The organism is Phreatobacter aquaticus, assembly GCF_005160265.1.
Classification (GTDB): domain Bacteria; phylum Pseudomonadota; class Alphaproteobacteria; order Rhizobiales; family Phreatobacteraceae; genus Phreatobacter; species Phreatobacter aquaticus.
This window is the reverse complement of sequence record NZ_CP039865.1, coordinates 1,055,422-1,074,932: the sequence shown is the minus strand read 5'-3', so window position 1 is coordinate 1,074,932 and position 19,511 is coordinate 1,055,422. Positions and strand designations below refer to the sequence as shown.

12 protein-coding genes and 1 pseudogene are annotated in these 19,511 nt (G+C 66.6%); 10 read left to right on the top strand and 3 right to left on the bottom strand.

Annotated features, from left to right (window positions below; translation table 11 throughout):
- Positions 1 to 123 precede the first annotated feature (123 nt).
- Genes E8L99_RS04975 through E8L99_RS04965 form a run of 3 tightly spaced genes read left to right on the top strand, consistent with a single transcriptional unit; the run spans position 124 to position 4,163 of the window.
- Entirely contained in the window at positions 124 to 1,587 is a 1,464-nt protein-coding gene (locus E8L99_RS04975; RefSeq protein WP_137098512.1) for an FAD-linked oxidase C-terminal domain-containing protein, read from the top strand.
- Positions 1,584 to 2,762 (top strand): FAD-binding protein, encoded by a 1,179-nt coding sequence (locus E8L99_RS04970; RefSeq protein ID WP_137098511.1) that lies wholly within the window; start codon positions 1,584 to 1,586, stop codon positions 2,760 to 2,762. Before E8L99_RS04975 ends, E8L99_RS04970 begins: the two co-directional genes overlap by 4 nt.
- Positions 2,763 to 2,765: 3 nt before the next feature.
- On the top strand, positions 2,766 to 4,163 hold the full coding sequence (locus E8L99_RS04965) for a heterodisulfide reductase-related iron-sulfur binding cluster (protein ID WP_137098510.1): 1,398 nt from the start codon (positions 2,766 to 2,768) through the stop codon (positions 4,161 to 4,163).
- 105 nt (positions 4,164 to 4,268) lie between these two features.
- Here E8L99_RS04965 and E8L99_RS04960 read toward each other — a convergent pair whose 3' ends face one another.
- On the bottom strand, positions 4,269 to 4,667 hold the full coding sequence (locus tag E8L99_RS04960) for an MAPEG family protein (protein ID WP_137098509.1): 399 nt from the start codon (positions 4,665 to 4,667) through the stop codon (positions 4,269 to 4,271).
- Positions 4,668 to 4,833: 166 nt separating this feature from the next.
- On the bottom strand, positions 4,834 to 5,832 hold the full coding sequence (locus E8L99_RS04955) for a 2-hydroxyacid dehydrogenase (protein ID WP_137098508.1): 999 nt from the start codon (positions 5,830 to 5,832) through the stop codon (positions 4,834 to 4,836).
- 185 nt (positions 5,833 to 6,017) lie between these two features.
- Here E8L99_RS04955 and E8L99_RS04950 point away from each other — a divergent pair, with 185 nt between their 5' ends.
- Both E8L99_RS04950 and uraD read left to right on the top strand, forming a co-directional pair.
- Positions 6,018 to 6,584, top strand: coding sequence for an SH3 domain-containing protein (locus E8L99_RS04950; protein ID WP_137098507.1), 567 nt, complete (start codon positions 6,018 to 6,020; stop codon positions 6,582 to 6,584).
- Between the two features lie 85 nt (positions 6,585 to 6,669).
- A pseudogene (gene uraD, locus E8L99_RS04945) lies at positions 6,670 to 7,167 on the top strand (2-oxo-4-hydroxy-4-carboxy-5-ureidoimidazoline decarboxylase); the annotation flags it as partial.
- 3 nt (positions 7,168 to 7,170) lie between these two features.
- Here uraD and E8L99_RS04940 read toward each other — a convergent pair.
- Complete coding sequence (locus E8L99_RS04940) at positions 7,171 to 7,608, bottom strand: hypothetical protein (protein WP_137098505.1); 438 nt, start codon at positions 7,606 to 7,608, stop codon at positions 7,171 to 7,173.
- 1,090 nt (positions 7,609 to 8,698) lie between these two features.
- On the opposite strand from E8L99_RS04940, the gene E8L99_RS04935 reads away from it, so the two are divergent.
- The 5 genes from E8L99_RS04935 (at position 8,699) to E8L99_RS04915 (ending at position 19,507) form a co-directional block, all read left to right on the top strand.
- Positions 8,699 to 10,588, top strand: a complete 1,890-nt coding sequence (locus E8L99_RS04935; protein ID WP_137098504.1) for an RICIN domain-containing protein — start codon at positions 8,699 to 8,701, stop codon at positions 10,586 to 10,588.
- Between the two features lie 129 nt (positions 10,589 to 10,717).
- Complete coding sequence (locus tag E8L99_RS04930) at positions 10,718 to 13,087, top strand: DUF3772 domain-containing protein (protein WP_168201573.1); 2,370 nt, start codon at positions 10,718 to 10,720, stop codon at positions 13,085 to 13,087.
- Positions 13,088 to 13,388: 301 nt separating this feature from the next.
- Entirely contained in the window at positions 13,389 to 16,664 is a 3,276-nt protein-coding gene (locus E8L99_RS04925) for a PAS-domain containing protein (RefSeq protein WP_168201572.1), read from the top strand.
- 291 nt (positions 16,665 to 16,955) lie between these two features.
- A complete protein-coding gene (locus E8L99_RS04920; protein WP_137098501.1) occupies positions 16,956 to 18,686 on the top strand; it encodes a PHA/PHB synthase family protein in 1,731 nt (576 codons plus the stop codon).
- A gap of 113 nt (positions 18,687 to 18,799) precedes the next feature.
- Positions 18,800 to 19,507 (top strand): glutathione S-transferase N-terminal domain-containing protein, encoded by a 708-nt coding sequence (locus E8L99_RS04915; RefSeq protein ID WP_137098500.1) that lies wholly within the window; start codon positions 18,800 to 18,802, stop codon positions 19,505 to 19,507.
- The last annotated feature ends 4 nt before the right edge of the window (positions 19,508 to 19,511 follow it).

Here is a 19,511-nt window from a genome sequence, read left to right as displayed (position 1 = left end):
TTTCGCGCCATCGTCGCCATCCCTGCCAGAATGAGGCGCGGGACCAGCCGAGGGATCGATTGAACCCCCTCCCCTTGGCAAAGGGGAGGGTCGGGGTGGGGTTGCCTCAAGGGAGCGACGCGGATGACCATTGCCTTTCCGGAACCGCAGGCCGCCGTTCTCGCCAAGCGCGACGCGATCATCGCGGGCCTCCAGGCCATAGTTCCTGGCGAAGGCGTGATCACGGCACTCGACGAGCGCCGCGCCTTCGAGACCGATGCGCTGACCTCCTACCGCCGCGTGCCGATGGTGGTGGTCCTGCCCGAGACAACCGAGCAGGTCTCGGCGATCCTCAAGCTCTGCAACCGCGAGGGCGTGCCGGTGGTGGCGCGCGGCGCCGGCACGTCGCTTGCCGGCGGCGCCATCCCCCAGGAGGACGCCGTCGTCCTCGGCATCGCCAAGATGAACCGGGTTCTGGAGACGAATTTCGCGGACCGCACCATGCGGGTGCAGTCCGGCATCACCAATCTCGCGATCTCCGGCGAAGTGGCCCATGAGGGCTTCTTCTACGCGCCGGATCCGTCGAGCCAGCTTGCCTGCACCATTGCCGGCAATGTCGCGATGAATTCCGGCGGCGCCCATTGCCTGAAATATGGCGTCACCGCCAACAACATTCTGGGCCTGAAGCTCGTCACCATCGAGGGCGAGATCGTCGAGATCGGCGGCGCGGCGCTCGATTCGCCCGGCTATGACCTGATCGGCCTGATGGTCGGGTCCGAGGGCCAGCTCGGCGTCGTCACCGAGGTGACCGTGCGCATCCTGCGCCAGGCCGAGGGTGCGCGCCCCGTCCTGTTCGGCTTCGACGAGATCGGCCAGGCCGGCCGCACCGTCGCCGACATCATCGGCGCCGGCATCATCCCAGTGGCCATTGAATATATGGACCGCGAGGCCATCGCCATCTGCGAGGCCTTCGCCCATGCCGGCTATCCGCTCGATGTCGAGGCCATGCTGATCATCGAGGTGGAAGGGTCGGAGGCCGAGATGGAGGCGATGCTCGCGCGCATCGTCGAGATCGCCCGCGCCCATCAGGTGAAGGTGATCAAGGAATCGAAATCGGCCATCGAGACGGCGGCGATCTGGAAGGGCCGGAAGTCCGCCTTCGGCGCCACCGGCCGCGTCGCCGACTATATCTGCATGGACGGCACCATCCCGACCGGCCGCCTGCCCGAGGTGCTCGCCGGCATCGACCGGATCGTCAAAGGCTATGGGCTCCGCGTCGCCAACGTGTTCCATGCCGGCGACGGCAACCTGCATCCCCTCGTCATGTTCAATGTCAACGACCCCGCCGAGCAGGTGAAGGCCGAACATGCCGGCGAGGATATCCTGCGGCTGTGCGTGGAAGTGGGCGGCTGCCTCACCGGAGAGCATGGCGTCGGCATCGAGAAGCGCGACCTGATGCGCGAGCAGTTCTCCGATACCGACCTTCTGCAGCAGACGCGCATCAAGTCGGCGCTCGACCCGCAATGGCTGCTCAACCCGGCCAAGGTGTTCCCGCTGGATGCGCCGAAGGAAGCGGCGTCGAGCACGCCCGCGAAAGCTGCCGCATGACCCTCCATACGCCCTCCACAGCCGCCGAGCTTGCCGCCATCGTCGCCGATGCCCGCGCCACCCGGTCCCCGCTCGCCATTTCCGGCGGTGGCACGCGGGCAGGCCTCGGCCGCCCGGTCCAGGCGGCTGCCAGCCTTTCCACCACCAAGCTCACCGGCATCACACTCTATGAGCCGGCCGAACTGGTGATTGCGGCCCGCGCCGGAACGCCGCTTGCCCAAGTTGTCGAGACGCTCGCCCAACGGGGCCAGCGGCTCCCTTTCGAGCCGATGGATCATCGCGGCCTGTTCGGCACAGCGGGCGAACCGACGGTCGGTGGCGTCGCTGCCGCCAATGTCTCCGGCCCTGCGCGGATCAATCTCGGCGCTGCCCGCGACTCGATGATCGGGCTGAAATTCGTCAATGGCCGCGGCGAGGACATCAAGACCGGCGGCCGCGTGATGAAGAACGTCACCGGCCTGGACCTGACCAAGACGCTGGCCGGTTCGCACGGCACGCTCGCCGTCTTCCACGAGGTCTGTTTCAAGGTCTCGCCACTCGCTGAACGTGAGGCGACGCTGGTGATCGAGGGCCTGTCCGATGCACTCGCCATCGAGGCCCTGTCGGCGGCACTGGGCTCGCCCTTCGAGCCGACCGCGGCGGCGCATCTGCCGGCGTTTGACGGCGCCCGGGCCCGCACGCTGCTCCGCATCGAGGGCTTCGGCCCGATGATCACCTATCGGACGGGCGAACTGGCGAAGCTCCTGAAGCGCTTCGGCGCTCTCGAGACGCTGGGCGAGGCGGAGTCAGGCCCGCTTTGGCAGGCGGTGCGCGATGCCGCCTTCGTCGCGGCTGGCACCGATCCGGTCTGGCGCATTTCGGTCGCGCCGAGCAAGGGCGCGGCGGTCGGGACAAAGCTCGCGGCGCTCGGTGGCCGCTATTTCTACGACTGGGGCGGTGGGCTGATCTGGGCTGCGGTCCCGGCGAGCGGCGATGCCTCGGCTGCCGCCATCCATGCGCTGGCAAAAGCCGCGGGCGGCCATGCGACGCTGGTGCGGGCGCCCGATGCGGTGAGGCTTTCGGTCGATGTGTTCGACCCGCCGGCGGCGCCGCTCATGACCCTGCAGCGCAAGCTGAAAGCCAGTTTCGACCCGGACGGGATTTTGAATCCCGGCCACATGTATGCGGGGCTCTGAGCGATGCAGACCAATTTCTCCCTCGTCCAGCTCGCCGATCCGAAGCTCGCCGCTTCGGAGAAGATCCTGCGCACCTGCGTCCATTGCGGCTTCTGCACCGCGACCTGCCCGACCTATCAGCTGCTCGGCGACGAGCTCGATTCACCGCGCGGCCGCATCTACCTGATGAAGGAGATGTTCGAGACCGGAAAGCCGGCGACGGCCGAGGTGGTCAAGCATGTCGACCGCTGCCTCTCCTGCCTCTCCTGCATGACCACCTGCCCCTCAGGCGTGCACTACATGCATCTCGTCGACCATGCCCGCGCGCATATCGAGGAGACCTATGACCGGCCCTGGAAGGACCGGCTGATCCGCGCGGTGCTGGCCAATATCCTGCCCTATCCCAACCGTTTCCGGCTCGCGCTGGCCGGCGCCTTCATCGCCAAGAAGGCGCTGTCGGTTGCCTCCGTGCTGCGCTGGAAGGGCCGGATCGGCGTGGCCGTTGCCCGCAAGGCGGCAGGCCCGGTGTCGGAGCGGGTGGGTATTCTGCGGCGCACCCGCGCCATGCTCGAGCTTGCGCCTTCCCGCCTGCCGTCGCGCTCGGCGCTCGACCGTCCCATGACCCATCAGGCCGAGGGGCAGCGCCGCGCGCGCGTTGTCATCCTGCAGGGCTGCGCCCAGCCGGTTCTGGCGCCGGGCATCAACGAGGCGGCCATGCGCCTGCTCACCCGGCATGGTGTCGAGGTGGTGTTTGCCAAGAACGAGGGCTGCTGCGGCTCGCTGGTCCACCATATGGGCCGCGAGCACGAGAGCCACGCCCAGGCGAAGCGCACAATCGACGCCTGGATCGCCGAGATGGATGGCGCCGGCCTCGATGCTATCGTCATCACGGCGTCTGGCTGCGGCACGACGATCAAGGATTACGGCTTCATGTTCCGCGACGATCCCGCCTATGCCGACAAGGCGAAGCGGGTGTCGGCGATCGCCAGGGACATCACGGAATATGCGCTGTCGCTGGGTTTGCCCGGTCCGGCCCAGGCCTCGGGCCTCACCGTCGCCTATCATTCCGCCTGTTCGATGCAGCACGGCCAGCAGATCAAGGACCAGCCGAAGGTGCTGCTGAAGGCCGCGGGCTTCGTCGTGAAAGAGCCGCCCGAGGGCCATCTCTGCTGCGGTTCGGCCGGCATCTACAACATCATGCAGCCGGAGCTGGCCGAGCAGCTGCGCGACCGCAAGATCGCCAATATCGAGAAGACCCGGCCGGACCTGATCGCCACCGGCAATATCGGCTGCATGACGCAGATCGGCCATGGGCTGGAGGAGGGCGGCAAGGCCATCCCCATCGTCCACACCGTGGAGCTGCTGGACTGGGCGACCGGCGGGCCGGTCCCGGAGGCGTTGGCGAAGGCCGGGCTGGTGTGAGGTTCTGAGGCCTCGGTTCGAGGCAGTATTTTCCCATTATCACCTCTCCCCGCCTGCGGGGAGAGAGAGATGAGCGGAGATGTCTGATCGCTCGGCGCCAGAGCCTTAGAATCCAATCCCGCGCGACACGGCGCCCAGCAGACAGGCCAAAGCCGCCGTTGAAATCACGGCGATGGTCGAGATCATGCCGGCCACCCGCAGCCTGAAATTCTCTTTTGGTTGCGAGACGCCATAGGCGTGGAGAAGGCGGGCGGCGAGCAGGGTGATCCCCAGCGCATGGATGATCCAGCGCCCGATGCCGAGGCTCTCGGCCAAGCCGATCAGGATCAGCGCCAGCGGCACATATTCAGCGAAATTGGCATGGACGCGCATGCGGCGGAGCAGGCCGGGATCGCCGCCATCGCCCAGCGCGACCCGGCCATCGCGCCGGCCATTGATGACGCGCAGCGACAGGACAAGGAAGATCGGCACGAGCAGGGCTGCGTAGAAAGCGGTGATCGGCATGGCTGGACCCGTTTCCTCTGGCGGCCGGATCTTGCGTCCGGAACCCGCGGATTTGGCCCGTCGCGGATCGGACGGATCGCCCCATCTACGCGACCCAGCCGGATCGGATCAAAGCAGGCCGCCGGCCGCCTGATCGAGGCGGGCCTCAATCGGCTGCCGCCAGCCCTCACAGCATGGAGGGCAGGACGCGGTCCGGCGGCTTGTGGCCGTCCATATAGGTCTTGATGTTGACGATGACCTTCTCGCCCATGTCGATGCGGCCCTCGATCGTGGCCGAGCCCATATGGGGCAGCAGCACGACCTTGCCGGCCTTGGCGAGCTTCAGGAGGCGCGGATTGACCGCCGGCTCGCTCTCGAACACATCGAGACCCGCGCCCGCGATGTCGCCAGCTTCGATCATGCGGGTCAGCGCCGCCTCGTCGATGATCTCGCCGCGCGCGGTGTTGACCACGAAGGCCTCCTTCTTGAGGAGCTTCAGGCGGCGCGCCGACAACAGGTGATAGGTCGCCGGCGTATGCGGGCAATTGACCGAGATGATGTCCATGCGGGCCAGCATCTGGTCGAGGCTTTCCCAATAGGTCGCATTCAGCGCCTGCTCGACCTTCTCGGAGAGGCGGCGGCGGTTGTGATAATGGATCTGCATGCCGAAGGCGCCGGCGCGCTTGGCCAGCGCCTGCCCGATGCGGCCCATGCCGATGATGCCCAGGCGCTTGCCGGAAATGCGCTTGCCGAGCATCCAGGTCGGCGACCAGCCGCCCCATTCGCCGTGCTCCAGCACCTCGAAACCCTCGGCGAGGCGGCGCGGCACGGCCAGAACCAGCGCCATGGTCATGTCGGCAGTGTCTTCGGTGAGCACGCCCGGCGTGTTGGTGACGGTGATGCCGCGCTGAACGGCGGTGGCGACATCGATATTGTCGACGCCGTTGCCGAACTGGGCGATCAGGCGCAGTTGCGGGCCTGCCTGCGACAGCAGGGCGGAATCAATCTTGTCGGTCACCGTCGGCACGATGACGTCGGCTGCCTTCACCGCTGCCACGAGGTCGGCGTGGCTCATCGGCTGGTCATCGACGTTGAGGCGGGTCTCGAACAGCTCGCGCATCCGGGTCTCGATCTGATCCGGCAGTTTGCGCGTCACGACAACGAGCGGCTTCTTGCGGTTCGGCATGCCCTTCAGGCCTCTGGGTCAGGAGCAATTCGTCTGCACGTCAAGCGTGTCTTAACCCTGAACGGCGACACTGCCTTCCGACCGGCCCTCTCTATCAGAAGGGTCGCGCCAGACAAAGCCGCCTGATCCGGGCTCGACCCCGGTCTTTCGGAAGGGTCTGGCGGCATTTTGTGTGAGTTTTGAGTATGCGTGCTGGACTTGCTGCCGCGGCTGTCGCGGCCCTGACCATCCTTGGCTGTGCGACGACCGGAGCGGGCGCCGCCGAGACGACGGGGTCCGTGCCGCCGCAGGCCGCCGCCGCGCAGGCCGGGCCGCTCGGTTCGGCAACGCGTCTTCCCGTGCCGCGCTTCGTCAGCCTGAAGTCCGAGCGGGTCAATGCCCGCATGGGGCCGACCCGCGATCACGGCGTGATCTGGATCTACCAGCGCGCCGGCCTGCCGGTGGAAATCACCGCCGAATTCGAGAACTGGCGGCGCATCCGCGACAACGAGGGCACCGAGAGCTGGGTCTATCATTCCATGCTGTCGGGCAAGCGCACCGGCGTGGTGCAGCCGCGCGCCAACTCGACCGATCTCGTGCCGCTGATGAACCGCGCCGGCGGCGACCGGATCGTTGCCCGCCTCGAGCCGCGCGTGCAGGGCGTGGTGAAGACCTGCCGGGCCGGCTGGTGCCGGCTCATCGGAGAGGGCTTCGACGGCTGGATCGAGCAGAACCGGCTCTGGGGTGTCTATCCCAACGAAACCATCGAGTGACGCGGGCCCGATCGACCGGCTAGGTTTGGATTCTGTGGCCGAGGCATTCGGCCCCCAGATCGAGGCGCCCATGACTGTCCTTCCGCCCTCCCGGATGAGCCGGGCCGATTTCGTCGCCCGTTTCGGCGGTGTGTTCGAACATTCGGCCTGGATTGCCGAACAGGCCTTCGATGCCGGCCTGACCGCTGCGAACGATACGGCGGAAGGCCTCCACGCCGCCCTGACGGCGAAGATGCGGGCATCCGGCGAGGCCGAGCGGCTGGCGCTGATCCGCGCCCATCCCGATCTCGCCGGCAAGCTCGCCCAGGCCGGACGTCTGACGCCGGAATCGACCGGCGAACAGGCCTCCGCCGGCCTCAACATGCTGACCGATGCCGAACGCGACGACTTCACCCGCCTGAACGAGGCCTATACGGCGAAGTTCGGCTTCCCCTTCATCATCGCGGTGAAGGGCCGGACCAAGGCGGAGATCCGGTCCGCCTTCGAGACGCGCGTCGGCAACGATGCCGCGACCGAATTTGCCACGGCGCTTGAGCAGGTGGAACGGATCGCGCTGCTCAGGCTGAAGGATCTGCTGCCCTAGGGGTCAGCGCGGGGTGAAAGACGTGTAGCGCACCGGGCAGGTGTCGCGCCGGCATTCGATGGGAATGAGCTGGATCGAGCCGGCGCTGGTCTGCCGGGGCGTCAGGCTGGCGGTGCTCGGGCCGCTGCGCGGGGTCACATCGACGAGCACCGTGTTGGACGCGTCACGCACGATGAGACGGACGGTGGTGCAGTTGCCGCAAATGGCGACAAAGGTCACGGGCTCGCCGGCGCGCAGTCCGGCACCGAAACGGCGGCCGTCCATCGACGGCGCCTGAAAATTGTAGCCGCCCTCGTGGAAGGGCTTCCAGCCATTGCCGACCCAGCGGCGCAGCACCGATTGCCAGGTATCATCCATGTTCCCGGCATATTGCGCCTGGGCGGAACCGGACAGGAGGGAACAGGCCACGGCGAAGACGGCCGACACGACGAAGCGGGACATTCGAATATCCTCGATGAGGTGGAGATGATGGTTGCAGGTCCAGGCGGTGGCATGCCGCAGCGAAAGGCGGGCTCACGCCTTGAGAGAGTTGCCACAGATTGCGGAGACATCCTGGCTGGTGGGCCGGACAACACCAGCGCTGATGACCAGCGGTAGAGCAATCCATTTCATCTGTCAGGTTTTCCCGCTGTGGTTGTATTCCAGTTGTCGATGGAGGCGTTGCTGTTGCTGTCAGCTTTTGACGACCACCGATCAACTGTCCATAGCAAATGTGCTGGCCGGGTCGTGAAGCGTATCTGAACGTCCTGTTCAGGCTGCGTTGTCGCAATTCGCCTCAGGCCGTCGGGAAGTCAAGGATGCTTGCAGGGTGCGTCTTCGTCCTCTCCAGATGGCAAGGCATGCCCGCCGGCCCGCTGTATCCTTTCCGCCATCAATACATCTCTGTTCATGACCTCACGACCGATCGTAATATCAAGTCATTCCGGGAGATTGACGTCACACGCGGGTCATATATGGGCTTCCGGGTGGAAGCCACGGGGGCATTTTGTACAAATCTAGTGCGAAGAGTGGGTGCCAGGTCGTGGCCGTTCGCCACGGCAAGCCATGCGTACGCGCACATCAGGGTCGAATGTTCCGAATCCTGGCGGCAAGATTACCTAAATGGGCAATCAATATTGCTGAGAAACGGACGCGCCGTGCGTTAAAAAATCATGAAAATCTGCGTCTTTCTACTCTTGACGCGCAATTGGGCGCGCGGCAGAAAAGGCACGTGGGACTTCGCTCGGCTCGGCAACGGCGCGTGCAAAGGTCAGGTTGGCGTTTTTCTGCGGACTGACAACATGACATCTTGGGAATACGACACCATCCCTGGCGGAAGGTGGATTTCCCGGCCTCTTCCCTTGGGCCATCGCTGTTTTCCTTTGTCTTTGACCGGCTTCACCCAACGAGCGAGCGCGATGCAGCGCCTGTTCGATGGCAGCCCCTCGTCGGCGCCAAGCGTTGCCGTGATGGACTGAGCTGCATTGGTCGAATTGAGACATGAACGCGGTCGAACGACCGAGCATCCTTCCCATACTTCCAGGGTCTCCCGATGAAGACTTACTTCCTGAGCGGCATCCTGCTGTCCGCGCTCCTGCCGGTCGGCGCAGCCGAGGCGCGTCCCGCCGACTGTCTCGTCGTGCTCGAGGGGCGGACCTATATCGACGGGCAGTGCGACTTCCAGGCCGAGAATGGCGGCGATTTCACCATCCGGCAGGGCAGCCGCACCGCGAAAGTCACGGTTGATCCCGGCAGCCGGGAGGGGCGCGCGTTCTTCGAGGACACGTCGCCGCGCAATCCGCAATCGCTGGTCTGGGATGTCCGGCGCCAGGGCGCCTGCTGGGTCGACGGGTCGAGCCGGATCTGCGCCTGGGATATGGGCCAGCGGCCACAGGCCCAGGGTGGCGGTCAGGGCGGCTTCGCCCAGGCGCCCCAGCAGCAGATGCCCCAGCAGCAGGGAGGCGGCCGCGGCCGCGCCGTGTCCTTCTTCAACCAGGACGATGGCGGGTTCTGCATGGTCGCCACCCGGCCGCAGGCGGAAGCAAACGTGATCCTGGGCGATTGCTCCAGCCCCGGTGCGCGCTTCATCGTCGACGCTCCGGCCAAGCGTATCCGCCTTGCGTCCAATCCCTCGCTTTGCGTCGATGGAACTGTCGGCGGCGAACCCACCTATATGTGGGTCATGCGATGCCAGGACGCCTATGACGAATTCGTCGTGCGCGGCAACCGGCTGCAGAGCCGGGACAGCTGCGCCGGCGTTCAGGGTCCGGTGCGCCTCAATGCCCGCATGGCGACGCAGCCTTGTGGCGGCCGTCGCGGGCAGGGATGGGTGGTGAACGACCCTATCGATCTGCCTCCCGCACCGCCACCGCAGGCCCAGCAGCAATGGTCGCCGCCGCCGCAAGCCCAGCAGCAATGGTCGCCGCCGCCGCAGGCCCAGCAGATGCCGCCTCAAGCGCCCGCGACGCGGATGATCCGTATGGATTCGGCACCTGGCCGCTTCACCCTGGCGCGCGAGATGCAGGGCAACCGGCTGCTGCGTTGCGTGGTGCAGGGGCCGCCGGATGAAGGGCTGCGCGTCAGCTATTATCCGAACACCAGCGGCCGGCGTGCCTTCTCCATCCCCGGCAATCGTGCGCCGGATGGCACGCAGGACACGCTGACCGTCACACTCATCCCGGGCAACGGCGGCCCCACCGAGCTGCAGGCCCGCCACAATGGCGGCCGGGTCGCGGCCGACCTGCCCGACGCGATTTCGACCACGCTGAGCGACGCCACGACCATGGAGGTTCAGTTCGGCAGCACCGGCGAGACGCGCACATTCGATCTCTCAACCTATGGCGAGGTCGAACCCGCGGTTGACGGCTGCCTGACCAGCTTCGGCCCGTCGCAGGACGACGCCATGCGCCAGGCTGAGCGCGACTATCAGCGCCAGCAGCAGACCCAGCGCCCGGCCCCGCAGCCGCCGGTCGCCTATGCGCCGCCCGCCCAGCAGGGCTCGGGTCAGGTGTTCCGCTTCCCCTTCGCACGCGCCGGTGCCTGGGAGATCCGGCGCCTGTCGGACCTGCCGGACGGCCGCCGCACCACTGGCTGCGTCGTCGACAGCAACGACCAGATGCTGCGCAATGTCCGGTTCGCGGTCGATGGCGGCAATGCCATCATCGACTTCCGCGATGGCGGCGATCTGCGCCGGCTGCCGCGTCGGTTCCAGGTGCAGATCCAATTCGGCACCAATACGCGCAGCTACACATTCCCGGCCGAAGTCGTGGACGAGGGTTTCGGTCCCTGGATCCGGCTGATGACGGCGCGCAACTTCCAGTCAGGTATCGAGAATGCCGACCAGCTGATCATCCGCACACCGAGCGGCCTCGTCACCCTGCCGCTGTTCGACGGTGACAGGCTGTGGCCGGCCATGGCGCGCTGCATCGCCGCGATGCGGTGACGGTTGCCATCGATTGTGATCTCGTGTGTCCACTACGGCGGGCGTCTGCCGGCGCGCATGCCAGCCTCCGCGGGCAATCGGCAAGCGCACCGACGCAGGCTCGACGTCCGTCCTGAAGGAGTATGCCCCGTGTCCCGCCTGATTCTGGCCGTCATGCTGGCTCTTGGCCTGCTGTTCACCGCCGTGGCGCCGTCCGCGCTTCATGCCCAGTCCCTCAACGCCGAGGACCGCAAGAAGATCGCCGATGCCCGCACGGTGATCTCGGAAGTGGAAGCCGAGCAGGAGGCGCGGGCTGAAAGCTTCAGCGGGCTGCTGGAACTGCGCGAGCGCATCGAGCCGGTGCGCGACACGCTGAAGGCCATTGTCGCCGATCTGCAGCAGAAGCTGACGTCCGAGGCGGCCCAGCTGACCGAACTCGGGCCTGCGCCGGCGGCGGGCGCTCCCGCGGAGGCGCCCGCCATCGCGGCATCGCGCAGTCAGAAACAGGCGGTGGTCAACGAGATCGACGGCCAGCTGCGCTCGACCCGCGCGCTGCTGGTCCAGGCCGAGCAGATCTGGGGCGAAATCAACGAGGCGCGGCGCGAATTGTTCACCAGCCGCATCTTCACCTACCAGAACAGTGTCCTCTATCCCCGCTTCTGGCGCCAGCTCTTCGACCAGAGCATGCCAAACCTCCGGGAGCGACTGGCGTTCAAGGCGCAGGAACTGTCGCGGGGAATGGACCAGCGCGAGAGCTGGCCGGTGGTGGTCGCCCTGCTGGGAATCACCGCCGCCGTCGCTGGGCTGCTCACTTGGCTCAGGCGCATCTTCGAGCGGTTCCGCGCCCGCGCCATCGCCGAGGCGGAGGCGGCGCCCAGCAAGGCCCGCATCGTCGGCTATGCCTATCTGGTGCTGGTCGTGCGCGCGGTGCCCTATGCGGCGGTGTCGCTGATCCTCTGGATCGCGGTTGCACGCTTCGATGTCGGTCCGGAGGACATCCAGTCCTTCCTGCTGGGGCTCGCCGGCGCCATTGCCGTCTATGGCGTGGCCACCGGCGCCACCCATGCCGCGTTTTCGCCGCGCGCGGCCGCCTACCGGATCATCCAGACCGACGACGGCACGGCGGGCCGGTCGGTCGTGTTCCTCGACATCGTTCTGGCGACCTATCTGATCGGCCTCGTCGCCCTCGGCATTGTCCAGCTCGCCGAGACCCATCTGTCCGTGACCGTGGCGGTCACCGCCCTTGTCGCGCTGTGGGTCACCGTCACCGGCGGCGCCGTCCTGATCCGCTACAAGCCGCGCGTCAGCGATCCACCGGTGAGCGGGCTGATCAAGCTGCCGCTGCATCTGATGCGGCCGGTCTTCTGGCTTCTGGCCGTCGTGATCATCGGCGCGCTGGCGCTGGGCTTCATCTCGCTGTCCGGCTTCATTGTCGGGCGGGCGCTCGCAACGGCCGTCATCCTGTGCCTGGCCGTCCTGGTCTATGTCGCAGTGGACACGATCTTCTACGACGCGGTGGCCCCCAATGCGCTGATGAACACCAAGCTGTCGGGGGCTCTCGGCGTCGGTCCGAACACGATCGATCTCGCCGGCACCGTCATCGGCGGCGCGCTCCGGGTGATGACCGTCGTCTTCACGATCCTGGTCCTGTTCAGCCCCTGGGGCCTCGAATTCGGCTATCTGAACCCGTTCGAGGACGTGTTCTTCGGGGTGCGCTTCGGCGAGATTCGCGGCTGGATCGGGGCTGCCGGCATCGCCATCATCCTGTTCAGCGCCGGACTGCTGGTGACCCGGCTGTTCGTGTCCTGGCTGGACCATCAATTGCTGCCGCGCACCGGCCTGAACGATGGCGTGCACCATTCGGTGACGACGGTCGCCGGCTATGCCGGCTTCATGATCGCGGCAACGGTCGCGCTGGCGGTCGCCGGCGTGCAGCTGCAGAACGTCGCGCTGGTTGCCGGCGCGCTGTCGGTCGGCATCGGCTTCGGTCTGCAGCAGGTGGTGCAGAATTTCGTCGCCGGCCTGATCGTGCTCGCCGAACGGCCGATCCGGGTCGGCGACACGATCGTGGTCAAGGGCGAAGAGGGCAGGGTCACCAAGATCAGCGTCCGGGCGACCGAGCTGGCGCTGGGCGAGAACTCGACCGTCATCGTGCCGAATTCCGACATCGTCTCGTCGATCGTCAAGAACCGCTCGCTGATCGATGCGACCCATCGGGCGACGGTCCGGCTGTCGGTGGCGCGCGACAGCAATCTCGATCAGGTCTTCGCGATATTGCGCGAAGCCGCCGAGGCCCAGCCCAATGTGCTGAAATCCGCGACGCCGACCGTCAACATCACCCGGGTCAGCGAAATCGGCATCGACTTCGATCTCTCGGTGCTCTGCGACCGGGTGTCCAATCTCGACCGGGTGCGCTCGGATATCTATTACGCCGTGCTCGGCAAGTTCCGGGAGAGCGGGATCAATCTCGCCGAGGCCCGGACAATCGTGGTGGCGGCCTCGCCGCCACCGGCTTCGTGACGGGGAGGCCGATCGAGGGCGCCGCATTTTTCACAGGCTTTGCGCGGACAATTTTGGCAGAGTTGCCGAAGTGATTCTCTCGCATGCGTTGTACAGGGCGCAGATCATCTTCTTGGGAACGCGGCGGTGTGAATAGTAACTCAGCGTTAAGCGCGGGCCTGCACCTTGTTTGTGCAACCGGCGATTGACGATGGGTGTCAAAGCCGCCCGGCCGGGACGGAATTTCTCGATGGCCAGACTACCGGCGCTATTGCCGTTGCCATTGCCTCGCCAGCCCCGGCGCCCGTCGCTTTTGACGCGTATGCGCAATGCGCTCGCCGGCACGCCCAAGCCTTTGCCCAGCACTGGTGGATCGCGGACCGATCTGTCCACGTTGCTTGCCGCCTCGCCGGTCGGCCTCGCCGTCCATGACCGGGCGGGCATGCTGGTCTCGGTCAATGCCCGCGCCCGCACCTTGCTCGGTCTGGCGCCTGATGGGATGCCCGGCGTGCTGGGGTTTGGAGCCGGCTGGTCCGGGGTGCCCGGACCCGATGGCTCGATCCTGCAGCCGGACGGTCCCGCCGGTATCACCGCCGAAAGCGGGCAGCCGGTTGCCGGCGCCATCCTGGCGATGATCAGCGCGGACGGGAGCAGGCGCTGGCTGTCGGTCGATACCAGCCTGATCGAGGCATCGTCACCCGATGGCGGGCTGGTGCTGTCGAGCTTCACGGATGTGACGGAGACGTGCCGGGACGCCGCGCTCATGCGCGAGCGTTGCGACCAGGTCGAGGCGACATTCGCCGAGCTCGATGCCTACCGGGTTGCCGTGAACGATGCGGCGTTGATTGCCGTGACCGACCGGCGTGGCCATTTCATTCATGTCAACGGCCTGTTCTGCAAGCTCGCGGGCTATTCCCGCGCGGAGCTGATCGGCCGCCACTATCTCGTTCTGCGCTCTCCGGAGATGTCCCGGGCCCAGCTCTCCACCATCCTGCGGACCGTGCGGCGCGGCACGACCTGGCGCGGGGAAATCTGTGAAATCGCCAAGAGCGGCGAGCCCTATTGGGCCGATACCTCGATCGTGCCGTTCCGCGATTCCGACGGGACGATCATCCGGTTCGTCATCGTCCGCTATGACGTGACGGCGCGCCGGCGGGCCGAGATGCTGCTGTCGGAGGCGATCGAGGCGGTACCGGAAGGTTTCGTCATCTATGACGAGAACGACCGGCTGGCGGTGTGCAATTCCGCTTACCGCAAGGCCTATACGCAGACCGCGCCCATGCTGGTCGAGGGGGTCACCTTCGAGGAAGTGCTGCGCTACGGCCTCGACCATGGCCAATATCCCCATGCCGGCCAGACCAGTGCCGAACATGCGACATGGCTGGCCGGCCGCATGGGGCGTCACAGGGCGCCGTCCAACGAGGCGCTGCAGGTCCTGCCGAATGGGCGCTGGATGCAGGTGCGCGAGCAGCGCACCCAGTCCGGCCTGTCGGTCGGCTTCCGCACGGATGTGACCGAACTGGTCCGGCAGAAGGAGCTGCTGCTCGCCGTCCTCGACAATTTCCCGGGCGGCATTTCCTATATCGATCATCGCCTGGTGATCCGGCACTACAATGCCAAGTTCAAGGAGCTGCTCGGTTTTCCGGACGAGCTGTTCGCCAAGGAGGAGGTCACGCTGCGCGAGACCTTCGAGTTCAATGCGCGGCGCGGCGAATATGGGCCGGGTGACCCGGATGAACTGGTCAACCAGCGCATGGCGCTGGTCTCGCTCAACCAGCCCCACCAGTTCGAGCGTGTGCGCCCCGACGGCCGGGTGATCGCGGTTCATGGCACGCCGCTGAAAGGTGGCGGTTTCGTCACCAGCTATGTCGACGTGACGGAGCACAAGGCCCTGCACAATGAACTGGTCCGGGCCAGCCAGTCGGCGTCGGAGAAGGCGCAGCATTTGTCGCTGACGCTGGAACATATGGCGCAGGGTCTGGTGATGTTCGACGCCCGCGGCGAACTCTCGGTGTTCAATGCCCGCTATGCGCAATTGTTCGATCTGGACCCTGCGCAGATTCACGTCGGCATGTCGGCCATCGATATGCTGCGCTACCGTGACCGGTCCGGCGCCTTCCGCGGCGATCCCGCCGAAAGGCTCGCCGAGATGCATCGCCGGATCTCCAGCGGCCAGGAATTTCATACGACGCTGACGACGCCCGCCGGCCGCCATATCCAGTCGGTCACCGCGCCGGTGCCGGGTGGCGGCTGGGTGTCGACCCACGAGGACATCACCGACCGGATGGCGGCGCTGCAGCGGATCAATCACGCGGCTCACCACGACGCGCTGACTGGCCTGGAGAACCGTCTCTCGCTCAAGGGGCAGATCGCCGAGGCGATCAAGCGGGCGGATCACACCCACGAAGCTTTCAGCGTGATGATGGTCGATCTCGACCGCTTCAAGACCGTCAACGACACCTATGGCCATGCGCTGGGTGACGAGGTGCTGAAGCAGGTCGCCACCCGCATGCGGTCCTGCGTGCGCGACAACGACATCGTGGCGCGGCTCGGCGGCGACGAATTCGCCATCCTCTACCGTGTCGCGCCGAACCAGCTTGCCGATTCGATGGCGATCGGCCGCCGGCTGCTCGACCAGATCTCGGCGCCCTATGTGATCGAGGGCAAGCAACTGATCATCGGCGCCAGCATCGGGGTGGCGATCGCCCCCGATCACGGCACGTCCACCGACGAGCTGATGCGCAACGCCGACGCGGCGCTCTATCGCGTCAAGGCCGAGGGCCGCAACGCGCTGCGGGTGTTCGACAACGAGCTGGATGCCATCGTCCAGGCGCGCCGCATGCTGGAGGCGGATCTGCGCTCCGCGCTGTCACTTGGCCAGTTCGAGCTGTTCTACCAGCCTGTCGTCGACCTCCAGTCCGGAGCGGTGCGCAGCGTCGAGGCGCTGCTGCGCTGGCGCCATCCGGTGCGCGGCATGGTCGGCCCGGCCGAGTTCATTCCGCTGCTGGAGGAAAGCGGCCTGATCAACCCGGTCGGCGACTGGGTGATCGAGCAGGCTTGCCGGGATGCCGTGGCGATGCCGGGCGAGGTCCGGGTCGCCGTCAATGTCTCGCCGGTGCAGCTGCGCAACCGCTCGCTGCTGGGCGTGGTCTCGCCGGTTCTGGCGCGCACCGGCCTCGATCCCCGCCGTCTCGACCTGGAAGTGACAGAAAGCATCCTGCTGGAGCGCGATGCCGCGCTGCTCGACGATCTGCGCAAGCTGCGCGACCTCGGCACCCAGATCGTGCTCGACGATTTCGGCACCGGATATTCGTCGCTCAGCTACATCCGTATGTTCCCGTTCGACAAGCTGAAGATCGACAAGACCTTCGTCGACGATCTCGGCCGCAGCGACGAGGCCGATGCGGTCATTTGCGCAGTGATCGGGCTGACCAAGAGCCTGGAGATCGTCTCCACCGCCGAGGGCATCGAAACCGAGGACCAGGCGATCCTGCTGCGCGCGGCGGGCTGCATGCTCGGCCAGGGCTATCTGTTCGGGCGTCCCGTTCCATTGGCCGAGCTGTGCTTCGAGCCGCGCGACGTTATCCGCGCCGCCTGAGCAGGCTGGATTATCAGCCCATCGGCAGTCCTCCGCTCGTCGCGGAACAGTTTGCCGTGCCGAGCCCGGCGCGGGCGGCCTCCTGAAGCCCCATGGCATCGTCGCCAGGGGCGCCAGCCGATCAATCTGCCAGTCCGGGCGATCCCATGGCTCGAATATGCCAGCGACATTGCGATGCATCATGTCGCCGTCATCCGACAGGCGCAAAACATGCCGGCAGATACGCCTGCGCCCCGCCTGGCGCGGCTGATGTCGTTCGGCCGCGGTCTGCGGCCATGAGGAGACCGATCGATGCCCATCTCTGCGCCAGCTGTCCCAAGCGAGCCACCGACGGCCGAGATCGATCGGCTGCTTCATGCCGATCTGGCCATGCTGACCGGTGGCTTCTCGGCCGTTGCGGCGCTGGAGGCGACCTTCGACTGGGCCGCCCATCTCGCGATGTCGCCGGGGCGCCGGCTTGAACTGCTCCGCGCGGCCGCGGCCGATATCCAGCGTCTGGCCGGCCTGAACGCCGCGCCGTCCGCCGAGAACGCTCCGCCTGCCCGGCACGACCCGCGCTTCCAGGCCGAGGCCTGGCAGCAATGGCCGTTCTCCGCCTATGCGCAGACGTTCCAGGCCGTGGAGGGCTGGTGGCTGGAGGCGGCGAGCCATGTGCCGGGCGTCTCACGCGCGCATGAGGACCTGCTCCGGTTCATGGCCCGCCAGATTCTCGACAGCGTGGCGCCCTCCAACTTGGCGGCGACCAATCCGGAGGTACTGGAGCGGATCCGGCAGACCGGCGGCCGCTGTCTCATCGACGGCAGCAGGATCGCCGCCGACGATGCGTTGCGCGCGCTGAGCAACAAGCCTCCGGCGGAAGCCGGCGCCTTCCGCGTCGGCACGGATGTCGCGGCGACCGAGGGCACGGTCATCCTGCGCACGCCGCTCTGCGAGGTGATCCAGTACAAGCCGGTGACCGAGACCGTGCAGCGCGAGCCGGTTCTGTTCGTGCCGGCCTGGATCAACCGGTTCTACATTCTCGATCTCGAGCGCCGGAATTCGATGGTCCGGCACATGGTGGAGCGCGGCTTCACCGTGTTCATGGTCTCGTGGAAGAACCCGACACCGGAGGATCGCGACGTCTCCTTCGACGACTATCGCCGCCTGGGCGTGCTGCCGGCGATCGAGGCGGCCCTCGCCATCACCGGGGCGGAGCGGCTGCACGGCGTCGGCTATTGCCTCGGCGGAACGCTGCTGACGATCGTTGCGGCCGCCATGGCCCGCGACGGCGACGAGCGGCTGGCCTCGCTCAGCTTCCTCGCCGCCCAGTTCGATTTCGACGAGGCGGGCGAGCTGAAGGTCTTCGTCAACGAGAGCCAGCTGACGTTGCTCGAGGACATGATGTGGCGGCGCGGCGTGCTGGCGGGCCAGCAGATGCGCGGCGCTTTCCACCTTCTGCGCTCCAACGATCTCATCTGGTCGAAGCTGGTGCGCCAATATCTGATGGGCGAGCCGACGGTCGCCAATGCCATGGCGGCCTGGGCGGCCGATTCCACCCGCATGCCCTACCGCATGCATTCTGACTACCTGCGCTCGCTCTATCTCAACAACGATCTGGCCGAAGGGCGTTTCAAGGTCGATGGCCGGGCGATCGAGATCCAGGACATCCGCGCACCGGTCTTCGCGCTGGGTACCGAGTGGGACCATGTCGCGCCCTGGCATTCGGTCTACAAGTTCGGCACCGCCATCGAGGGCGAGGTGACCTTCGCGCTGACCAATGGCGGGCACAATCAGGGCGTGGTCTCGCAGCCCGGCCGGCCCGACCGGCGCTATCGCATCGCAACCCATGCCGCAGGCGACCGGCATGTCGATCCCGATCGCTGGATCGCATCGGTCGCGCCGCAGGAAGGCTCCTGGTGGCCGGCCTGGTTCGACTGGCTGGAGGCGCGCTCGACGGGCCGGATCGCCGCGCCGCCGGTCGGCCGGCCGGATGCCGGCTATGCATCGCTCATGGCGGCGCCCGGGCTCTATGTGACGGAGTGATGCTCCCGAACCTGTGACCGCCGGAAGGGCTGTCCAGCCACGCGCGCTGTTGCGCCGGCGCCGGTCGCCGCTATCGTCGCGGCCCCGACGCTGCTTCGACGGAGCGCATGCCCATGGCCGACCTGTCCGCCTTCCCGATCACCCGGAAATGGCCCGCAAGCCATCCCGACCGCATCCAGCTCTATTCGCTGCCGACGCCGAACGGCGTGAAGGTGTCGATCATGCTGGAGGAGACCGGCCTCCCCTACGAGCCGCACACGATCAATATAGGCAAGAACGAGACCTGGACGCCGGAATATCTGGCCCTCAATCCGAATGGCAAGATCCCGGCGATCATCGATCCCGATGGTCCGGGCGGCAAGCCGTTCGGCCTGTTCGAATCCGGCGCCATCCTGGTCTATCTCGCGGAGAAGTCGGGCCAGTTCCTGCCCAGCGATCCGGTGGCCCGCTACGAGACGCTGCAATGGCTGTTCTTCCAGATGGCGGCGGTTGGCCCGATGTTCGGCCAGCTCGGCTTCTTCCACAAATTTGCCGGCAAGGACTTTGAGGACAAGCGACCGCTGGAGCGCTACCGCGCGGAGTCCGAACGTCTCCTCGGCGTGCTGGAGACGCGGCTGACCGGCCGCCAGTGGATCATGGGCGACGCCTATACGATCGCCGACATGTCGCTGCTCGGCTGGGTGCGCAATCTGATCGGCTTCTATGGCGCGGGCGAGATCGTCCATTACGAGAAGCTGAAGGCGGTCCCTGCCTGGCTGGAGCGTGGCCTCGCCCGTCCCGCCGTCCAGCGCGGCCTCGAGATCCCGGCGCGCCCGGCCTGAGCCA

Excerpts from the sequence above, each read along its gene's own strand:
- E8L99_RS04975 (WP_137098512.1), top strand. The coding sequence starts at position 124 with ATGACCATTGCCTTTCCGGAACCGCAGGCCGCCGTTCTCGCCAAGCGC.
- E8L99_RS04970 (WP_137098511.1), top strand. The coding sequence starts at position 1,584 with ATGACCCTCCATACGCCCTCCACAGCCGCCGAGCTTGCCGCCATCGTC.
- E8L99_RS04965 (WP_137098510.1), top strand. The coding sequence starts at position 2,766 with ATGCAGACCAATTTCTCCCTCGTCCAGCTCGCCGATCCGAAGCTCGCC.
- E8L99_RS04960 (WP_137098509.1), bottom strand. The coding sequence starts at position 4,667 with ATGCCGATCACCGCTTTCTACGCAGCCCTGCTCGTGCCGATCTTCCTT.
- E8L99_RS04955 (WP_137098508.1), bottom strand. The coding sequence starts at position 5,832 with ATGCCGAACCGCAAGAAGCCGCTCGTTGTCGTGACGCGCAAACTGCCG.
- E8L99_RS04950 (WP_137098507.1), top strand. The coding sequence starts at position 6,018 with ATGCGTGCTGGACTTGCTGCCGCGGCTGTCGCGGCCCTGACCATCCTT.
- E8L99_RS04940 (WP_137098505.1), bottom strand. The coding sequence starts at position 7,608 with ATGTCCCGCTTCGTCGTGTCGGCCGTCTTCGCCGTGGCCTGTTCCCTC.
- E8L99_RS04935 (WP_137098504.1), top strand. The coding sequence starts at position 8,699 with ATGAAGACTTACTTCCTGAGCGGCATCCTGCTGTCCGCGCTCCTGCCG.
- E8L99_RS04925 (WP_168201572.1), top strand. The coding sequence starts at position 13,389 with ATGCGCAATGCGCTCGCCGGCACGCCCAAGCCTTTGCCCAGCACTGGT.
- E8L99_RS04920 (WP_137098501.1), top strand. The coding sequence starts at position 16,956 with ATGCCCATCTCTGCGCCAGCTGTCCCAAGCGAGCCACCGACGGCCGAG.
- E8L99_RS04915 (WP_137098500.1), top strand. The coding sequence starts at position 18,800 with ATGGCCGACCTGTCCGCCTTCCCGATCACCCGGAAATGGCCCGCAAGC.